We start from the raw sequence: 8,517 nt of genomic DNA, 5'->3' as shown, positions 1-8,517 counted from the left end.
GCCCGCCTTTTCCTTGCAGGGCGCAGATGGGTTTACTCGGGCGCTTTGACTTCGAACCTCAGACCCTTGGCCGAATCCTTGGCGAACCCTTTCCAATAGCTGTGGTCTTCCTTGGGCGTGCCGTCTTCGTTCATTGACCAGACGCCATCGTTGGAATTTTCAACCAGCTCAAGATACTCGCCTGCCGTCTCATTCCCCTTGAGGTAGAGATCCATCCACGCGCTTACGAAATGCTGCGCGATATTGTTCATCCGCGCTGTGTTCCAGACTGCATCGGTGTAGTGCGCCGATACGTTGAACCCCAGCCGTTCGTCATCGCGAAAAGATTCCTCAGGGGCCGGCATGGGGGCTGCGGTATTATGGCCGCCGTTTTCAAAGGTCAAAAGGCTGCGGTTGGTACCGCTGGCATTTTCCCAGATCGCCCGCACACCTTTTTCATAAAGCGATGTCATATCTTCGGACCCCGCCATGAACAGCATCGGTATCTTGATGCCGCTTAGCCCTTCGGCGTCCCAAAAGCCGGTGTTCATGCCCCAGGGGCCGATCGCAACGGCGGTCTTGATGCGTGGATCGGGCAGCGCGTTATGGGTGTCCGACCCCGCCTGATGGATCGCCAACGTGCCATGTGGTGCACCCCAGGTATAACCGATCGACGCTTCGGTCACGCCACCCCCCGAGGTGATGACAGCCCCGTAGCCGCCCATCGAATAACCGACGATGCCGGCGGTATCAGCATTGACCAACCCGTTCAGGAAAGAGGCTTCATCACCGGACAGCCGCGCCATTTCATCCAGCACGAACAGCTGATCAAGGGATCGGTTCACCAGGGTCGATCCGAAAGCCGCCTGCGTGCGATAAGTCGAATCCGTGTGGTCGATCGACGCGACGACATATCCCTTGGAGGCGATGTTTTCCGCCAGATGCGACATCAAGAAACGGTTCCCCGGATAGCCGTGCGATACGATGACCAGCGGATAGGCCGTGCCTGTCGCGGGGTCCGCATCGCGCATCGCCTGACCGTTCAGCGTCACCTCGGTGGTGGCGTCGCGCAGGAATGCCTTGAAATCAGTCGCCCCCGTCGCACCGTCGGCAGCCGGGTACCAGACTTCGACCGTCAATGGCCGGTCGTACACCGGCAACGTGTCGGGCTTTGGCGCGGCAGGGTCGATGGACAGAATGTCGATCTGGTCTGCATGCAACAGTTCGATCTGGCGGACGCCGACCGCCATGTCGCCATAAGCGGCCAACTTGGGCGCATTGGGCAATTGCGTATCAATCCGGTTTTCTGCCATGGCCATCGGCGCAGCAAAGCCCGCCACGACGGCCAACACTGGCGTTAGTTTGCTTCTCTGGGTCAACATCGGTTCTCCTCCCGTTAGATCGGGCACTTTTTCGCACCCTGACTTTTGTCAGGCTCAGGCTACCGTGTTCAGCTTGCCATGCAAGTAAAACGCGAAATTGCCGTAACGGCACTTGCATCCAGCCGTTGGCCCAGCGCAAAACCGCCGAACCCCGCCACCATGATTTCCTGCGGCAATCCTACACCCCGTTTCATTGCGGTTTTATGTCGGATCCGGCTGTTTGCCACATGCAGTCCCTGTGATTGGGCTGTGCATGAAAGCCTTGCACGCGAAACCGCGCATAATTCTGCGGACCGTGATGCACCCCCCATTGACCTGCGCTGCCATCCTGTCAAAACACGGCTCATGACAACAGCAACACTCACCATCGACCTGCACGCGATTGCCGCCAATTGGCACATGCTCAACCGCATGTCCCAAGGCCAGACCGGTGCCGTGGTCAAAGCCGACGCTTACGGGCTGGGCATCGACCGCGTGGCCCCCGTTTTGGCACAGGAAGGCGCGCGCCAGTTTTTTGTCGCGACCACCAAGGAAGGCGTGGCCCTGCGTCGCGTGCTGGGCCCCGGCCCCGCGATCAATTTGTTTGCAGGACACATGCCGGGCGACGCCGAAAAGATCAGGTCAGCGCAGCTTACCCCCATGATCAACTCTGTCGACCAGTTGATCGGTCATGTCGAAACCCTGCCTGGCCACCCCTTTGGCCTGCAACTCAACACCGGGATGAATCGCCTTGGCATGGATGCCTCCGAATGGGGTGCCCTGCGCGACATCGCGCTTAGCCAGCACCCAAGGCTGATCATCTCGCATCTGGCCTGCGCGGATGAACCGGGCCACAAGATGAACGCAGCCCAGCTTAAATCCTTTCGCGATATGACCGCGGGGCTTAAAATTCCGCTGTCGCTTGGCGCGACGGGGGGCATTCTGCTGGGGGCCGACTATCACTTCAGTCTGACCCGTCCCGGCATCGGACTGTATGGCGGTCTGCCTTTCGTTGATGCGCAACCGGTCGTGACGCTGGATCTGCCAGTCATCCAAGTCCGCGAAGTCCCTGCCGGCGGCTCTGTCGGCTACGCCTGCGGCTGGATCGCACCACGGCCGTCGCGCATTGCAACGGTGTCCGGCGGCTACGCGGACGGCCTGATCCGTGCGATGGGCAATGGCGCGACCATGACCCATAACGGGACCAAGGTGCCTGTGGTGGGGCGCGTGTCGATGGATCTGATCACCGTCGACATCACCACCCTGACGGATACACCCGGCCACCTGCAACTGCTCGGACAGCACCAGTCGGTTGACACGGTTGCCGGGTTTGCAGGCACCATCGGCTATGAAATCCTGACCTCGCTTGGCCCCCGTTACGACCGGGTCTATCTGACGTGAGGTTTTTGGCGGCCCTTGGGCGTTTGACCTTGGCCGCCCTTGCAACGATCGGCAGCGTTACCCTTTTTGCCTGTTCCGCGCTGGTCCACATCTTTCGCCCACCGTTTTATGCGGGCCAATTCGGGACCGCTCTGGTGCAGATCGGCTGGCTGTCCTTGCCCGTGGTAGGGCTGACAGCGCTGTTTACCGGCGGCGCGCTGGTCATGCAGATCTATGCCGGCGGCGCGCGGTTCAACGCCGAAGCCGTGGTGCCCCAGATCGTCGCCATCGGAATGGTGCGCGAACTTGGCCCCGTGCTGGTCGGTCTGATGGTCGCCGCCCGTGTGACCGCAGCCATCGCCGCCGAAATTGCCACGATGAAGGTCACCGAACAGCTTGATGCGCTGATAACCCTGTCCACCGACCCGATGCGCTATCTGACGGTGCCGCGGGTGCTGGCCGCCCTGCTGGCGGTGCCGTTGCTGGTGGCGGTGGGTGATATCATCGGCATCATGGGCGGCTATTTTGTCGCCACCGGCTCACTGGGCTTCAGTTCCGGGGCCTATCTGCGCAACACCGTGAATTTCCTCGAACCCCTCGACATCGCGTCATCCTTGATCAAGGGAACGGCTTTCGGCCTGATCGCCGCACTGATGGGCTGCTATTTCGGCCTGAATGCCGGACGCGGCGCACGCGGTGTAGGCCGCGCGACCAAGTCCGCAGTCGAGGCGGCGGCAATCCTGATCCTCGCCGCCAATTTCATTCTCACAGCCGTGATTTTCGCCCTATGATCACACTCACAAATATCCACAAATCATTCGACGGCACAGCCGTCCTGCGCGGCGTCACGCTGACCCTGCCCGAAGGCAAGTCAACCGTCGTGATCGGCACATCAGGCAGCGGAAAATCGGTGCTGATGAAGTCGATCCTGGGCCTCGTCACGCCAGACGGCGGCACCATCACGCAAAACGGCACCCCCCTGAACCATGCCGCCTTCCTGAATGATTTCGGCATGTTGTTCCAGGGTGCCGCCCTTTTCGACAGTCTGCCCATCTGGCAGAACGTCGCCTTCCGGCTGCTGCGCCAGATGCCCAAACCGCAGGCCCGCGCTATCGCAGTTGAAAAACTCGCCCGCGTAGGTCTTGATGCCGATGTTGCCGACCGCCTGCCCGCGATGCTGTCGGGGGGCATGCAGAAACGCGCAGGGCTTGCGCGCGCCATCGCCACCGACCCGAGAATACTGTTTTTCGATGAACCGACCACAGGACTCGACCCGATCATGGCCCGTGCCATCAACGATCTGATCCGCGACATCGTGCTCGAAACCGGCGCGACCACCCTCACCATCACCCACGACATGACGACGCTGCACACCATAGCAGACCACGTCGCGCTCCTCGACGCCGGCGAAATCCGCTGGCAAGGCACGCCGGCCGAAATGCGCCAATCCAAAGATGGCAAGCTGAACGCCTTCCTCTTCTCTGGCTCTTAAATATCCTCGCCGAAGGCACCGATCTGCGCCCCGCAGATCGCAAATATCGAATGGCGCGTGAGCGCCGCCTGCCTTAGACAGCCCCCATGCTGCGCGCGCTGAACCTGTCCCTCCTTATCCTCTACCCCATCGCCTGGGCCGCCCCCATGCTGCGCGCGGGTCTGTTGCCGCTTTTCGGGCTCACTGAAATCTCCGTTCTCAGTGGTCTGCAATCGCTTTGGGCCTCTGACATCTTTCTGGCACTGGTTGTCACCGTTTTTGCGCTGATAGCTCCCATGCTCAAGACGATCGGGCTGGCCCTCGTCCAGTTTGACTTGCTCGGCCCCCGCGCCATGCCCGCGCTCGTGCTTATGGGCAAACTTGCGATGGCCGATATCTTCCTGATCGCGCTATACATAACCATCGCCAAAGGCATCGGCATCGGCCGGTTAGAGGTCGCGTGGGGCCTCTATCTTTTCACCGGCTGTATCCTCGCGTCCCTGTGGGTAAGTTGGAAAACGCAGCAAACTTTGCAAGACAGGCGGGCAGCGCGCTAGGACGCATCTGCACCCCCATGCCTGCGACGCTGCCCTCGCGGCAGACCATGACAGCCCCGTCGCTTTTGCTTTGACCTCGCCCGCGGGGTCGGCCAGAAAGGCGCATGGCAAAAACTCCCGTCACATTCTCCTGCACCTCCTGCGGTGCAACTTACAACAAATGGTCCGGCCGCTGCGACGGCTGCGGCGAATGGAACACGATCCAGCAAGACAAGGGCATTTCGGCGGGCCCACCCAGCAAGTCGCTGGGGACCAAGCGCGGGTCGGCGATGGTCCTGACCGACCTCAGCACCAAGGAAGCCCCACCGCCGCGCAGCCAATCGGGCATTGCGGAACTTGACCGCGTTCTGGGCGGCGGTCTGGTGGCGGCGTCGGCCATTCTGGTGGGCGGCGATCCGGGCATCGGCAAATCGACCCTTCTGTTGCAGGCGGCGGCCCATTTTGCCCGCAGCGGGTTGAAAACCATCTATGTCAGCGGCGAAGAAGCCTCCGCCCAGGTCCGGATGCGCGCACAGCGCCTTGGGCTGGCGGATGCGCCGGTCAAACTGGCCGCCGAAACCAACCTGCGCGACATCCTGACCACCCTCGAGGCCGAACGCCCCGACCTTGCGATCATCGATTCGATCCAGACCATGTGGGCGGACAATGTCGAAAGCGCGCCCGGCTCGGTGTCTCAGGTCCGCGCATCGGCACATGAACTGACCAGTTTTGCCAAACGCACGGGCGTGTCGGTGATTCTTGTCGGCCACGTCACCAAAGACGGTCAGATCGCCGGCCCCCGTGTCGTCGAACATATGGTCGATACCGTGCTGTATTTCGAAGGCGAACGCGGCCACCAGTTCCGCATCCTGCGCGCCGTAAAGAACCGCTTTGGCCCCTCGGATGAAATCGGCGTATTCGAGATGACCGGTCAGGGCTTGGCCGAAGTCACCAACCCGTCAGCACATTTCCTGTCCGAACGCGGCGAACCATCGCCCGGATCGGTGGTTTTCGCAGGCATCGAAGGCACCCGGCCCGTGTTGTGCGAATTGCAGGCGCTGGTTGCACCCTCCCCCCATTCCCAGGCGCGGCGCACGGTTGTGGGCTGGGACGGCGGACGGCTGGCGATGATCCTTGCCGTGCTCGAGGCCCGCTGCGGCATCCCTTTTGCCGGATTGGACGTCTACCTGAACGTGGCGGGCGGCATGAAGATCTCGGAACCCGCCGCCGATCTGGCAGTGGCGGCCGCCTTGCTCAGCGCGCGAGAGGATGTGGCATTACCCGCCGAAACCGTGGTTTTTGGCGAAATCAGCCTGTCTGGTGCCCTAAGACCAGCCACCCAGACCGAAAACAGGTTGAAAGAGGCGCAGAAACTTGGTTTTACCAGCGCCATAGCGCCTGCCGGTGGTAAACCCGTAGGCAAGAACGGCATAGCGCTTAACACGATGAGCGATCTTACCGGATTTGTAGGCGAAATTTTCGGGGCTGGCTGATAGCCCCCACGAGGAAGGCAAGACTATCATGGAAGGCTTTACCATTATTGACGGGGTTGTGGCGCTTGTCATAGTCATGTCTGCGCTTCTCGCCTACGGGCGCGGTCTGGTACGCGAATTGATGGCCATCGTCGGCTGGATCGCCGCCGCAGTGCTGGCATTTCTGTTCGCGCCGCAGGTCGAACCGCTGGTGTCGGAAATCCCTGTTGTGGGGGAATTCCTCGCGGACAGCTGCGAATTGTCGGTCATCGGGGCCTTCGCAATTGTCTTTGCGCTGGCGTTGATCGTGGTGTCGCTCTTCACACCCCTGTTTTCATCGCTCGTGCAGCGGTCGGTACTGGGCGGGCTGGATCAGGGGCTGGGCTTTTTGTTCGGCGTGGCCCGTGGGCTGCTGCTCGTCGTAATCGCGTTTTTCGTTTACGATACGGTCATCACCGACCAGAGCTTTACGATCGTGGACGACAGCCGCGCGGCACAGGTCTTTGGCCGCTTTACCGACCGGATCGAAGAACAGAACCCCGAAGCGGCACTTGGCTGGATCACCACACGCTACGAAGCGCTTGTCGGGGCCTGCGATACACCGACCTGAAACGGAACCAAATTCACCCGAAAGGGCCGTCCTTTGCCAAGGGCGGCCCTTTTGCCGTTTCAGGCCTGTGCCTTAACATTCAGCACTTCTAAATGTGACAGCGGGGTGACAACCCCTGCTCAACACCCTACATAGTGCGTGTCTTCTTCCCCGGAATCGGAGCTGCCCCGTTGTCCAAGATCATGCCCCCCGCACATCCTTTTGACTCCTCGTACCTGCGAGACGCCGATGACGGCGATAAACTGAAAGAAGAATGCGGGGTTTTCGGCGTTGTCGGCGTAGCCGACGCATCAAACTTTGTCGCCCTCGGGCTGCACGCCCTGCAACATCGCGGCCAGGAAGCCGGCGGGATCGTCAGCTACGATCCCGAAGCGGGTTTCCAATCCGCCCGTCGCTTTGGCTATGTGCGCGATAACTTCACCTCGCAGAAGATCATGGAAACCCTGCCAGGCGAACTGGCAATCGGCCATGTGCGCTATTCGACATCCGGCAACAAGGGCCAGACGGCGATCCGCGACGTGCAGCCGTTTTTCGGTGAATTCGCCATGGGCGGGGCGGCGATTGCCCATAACGGCAACATCACCAACGCAAACGCCCTGCGCCGCGAACTGATCGAACGCGGGTCGATTTTTCAGTCCTCCTCGGACAGCGAATGCATCATCCACCTGATGGCGCGGTCCTTGCAGCGCAACATCCCTGAACGCATGGAAGACGCGCTGCGCCGTGTCGAGGGCGCATTTTCGATCGTTGCCATGACCCGCACCAAGCTGATCGGCGTGCGCGACCCCTTGGGCGTGCGGCCGCTGGTTCTGGGCAAGGTCGGCGACGGCTGGGCGCTCAGCTCGGAAACCTGCGCGCTTGACATCATCGGTGCCGAACTCGTCCGCGAGATCGAACCGGGCGAGATGGTGGTGATCACCGCCAGGGGCGTTGAAAGCCATTTCCCCTTCCGCCGCGTGCCGTCGCGGTTCTGCATCTTTGAACACGTCTACTTCAGCCGCCCCGACAGCATCATCGGGGGGCGCTCCGTCTATGAAACCCGCGAAGCCATCGGCCGCGAACTGGCCAAGGAAAGCCCGGTCGACGCCGATCTGGTCTGCCCCGTCCCGGACAGCGGCACGCCTGCGGCGATCGGGTTCAGCCTCGAATCGGGCATTCCCTATGCAATGGGAATCATCCGCAACCAATACATGGGCCGCACATTCATCGAACCGACGGAACAGATCCGCAACATGGGTGTGCGTCTCAAGCTCAACGTCAACCGTGCGCTGATCAAGGGCAAGCGGGTCATTCTCGTGGACGATTCGGTGGTACGCGGCACGACCAGCCGCAAGATCAAGGAAATGATCCTTGACGCGGGTGCCAAGGAAGTCCACTTCCGCATCGCATCGCCCCCGACCGCATGGCCCTGCTTTTACGGCGTCGACACGCCGCAGCGCGAAAAGCTGCTGGCCGCGACCATGTCCGAAGAAGAAATGCGCGAGCATCTTCAAGTCGATAGCCTCAAGTTCATCTCGATTGACGGTCTGTACCGCGCGGTCGGAGAGGCCGAAGGCCGCAACGCCAAATGCCCGCAATATTGCGACGCCTGCTTTACCGGCGACTATCCGGTCAAACCTGCCGACCAGATCAATCAGGGTTTCCAGATGAAGCCAGCGGCCGAATAGGCACCACGACAAACCAGCCCTTACCAGGGCACATCAAGGGC

At 61.2% G+C, this 8,517-nt stretch carries 8 protein-coding genes; 7 read left to right on the top strand and 1 reads right to left on the bottom strand.

Features of this window, described 5'->3' with window-relative positions:
• Positions 1–32 precede the first annotated feature (32 nt).
• Complete coding sequence (locus tag RGAI101_RS01270; RefSeq protein ID WP_037227067.1) at positions 33–1,361, bottom strand: alpha/beta hydrolase family protein; 1,329 nt, start codon at positions 1,359–1,361, stop codon at positions 33–35.
• Between the two features lie 345 nt (positions 1,362–1,706).
• Between RGAI101_RS01270 and alr the strand changes: the two genes are divergently transcribed.
• The 7 genes from alr to purF all read left to right on the top strand — a co-directional run bounded on the left by alr (position 1,707) and on the right by purF (position 8,476).
• Entirely contained in the window at positions 1,707–2,741 is a 1,035-nt protein-coding gene (gene alr / locus RGAI101_RS01265; RefSeq protein WP_037228861.1) for an alanine racemase, read from the top strand.
• A 5-nt stretch (positions 2,742–2,746) separates the two neighbouring features.
• The gene (locus RGAI101_RS01260) at positions 2,747–3,511 is read left to right on the top strand and encodes an MlaE family ABC transporter permease (protein ID WP_008228885.1); all 765 of its coding nucleotides are present in this window, start codon (positions 2,747–2,749) and stop codon (positions 3,509–3,511) included.
• Positions 3,508–4,212, top strand: a complete 705-nt coding sequence (locus tag RGAI101_RS01255; protein ID WP_008228892.1) for an ABC transporter ATP-binding protein — start codon at positions 3,508–3,510, stop codon at positions 4,210–4,212. The genes RGAI101_RS01260 and RGAI101_RS01255 overlap by 4 nt, the downstream gene beginning before the upstream one ends.
• Positions 4,213–4,298: 86 nt before the next feature.
• Positions 4,299–4,748 (top strand): paraquat-inducible protein A, encoded by a 450-nt coding sequence (locus tag RGAI101_RS01250; protein WP_037227061.1) that lies wholly within the window; start codon positions 4,299–4,301, stop codon positions 4,746–4,748.
• A 104-nt stretch (positions 4,749–4,852) separates the two neighbouring features.
• Positions 4,853–6,220 (top strand): DNA repair protein RadA, encoded by a 1,368-nt coding sequence (gene radA, locus RGAI101_RS01245; RefSeq protein WP_008228065.1) that lies wholly within the window; start codon positions 4,853–4,855, stop codon positions 6,218–6,220.
• A gap of 28 nt (positions 6,221–6,248) precedes the next feature.
• The gene (locus tag RGAI101_RS01240; protein WP_008226850.1) at positions 6,249–6,809 is read left to right on the top strand and encodes a CvpA family protein; all 561 of its coding nucleotides are present in this window, start codon (positions 6,249–6,251) and stop codon (positions 6,807–6,809) included.
• Positions 6,810–6,991: 182 nt separating this feature from the next.
• Complete coding sequence (gene purF / locus RGAI101_RS01235) at positions 6,992–8,476, top strand: amidophosphoribosyltransferase (protein WP_008226095.1); 1,485 nt, start codon at positions 6,992–6,994, stop codon at positions 8,474–8,476.
• Positions 8,477–8,517 lie beyond the last annotated feature (41 nt).

The sequence above is a fragment of the Roseobacter sp. GAI101 genome (genome assembly GCF_000156335.1).
Classification (GTDB): domain Bacteria; phylum Pseudomonadota; class Alphaproteobacteria; order Rhodobacterales; family Rhodobacteraceae; genus Sulfitobacter.
The sequence above is the reverse complement of the archived record's forward strand: the minus strand, read 5'-3'. Positions and strand labels throughout refer to the sequence as shown.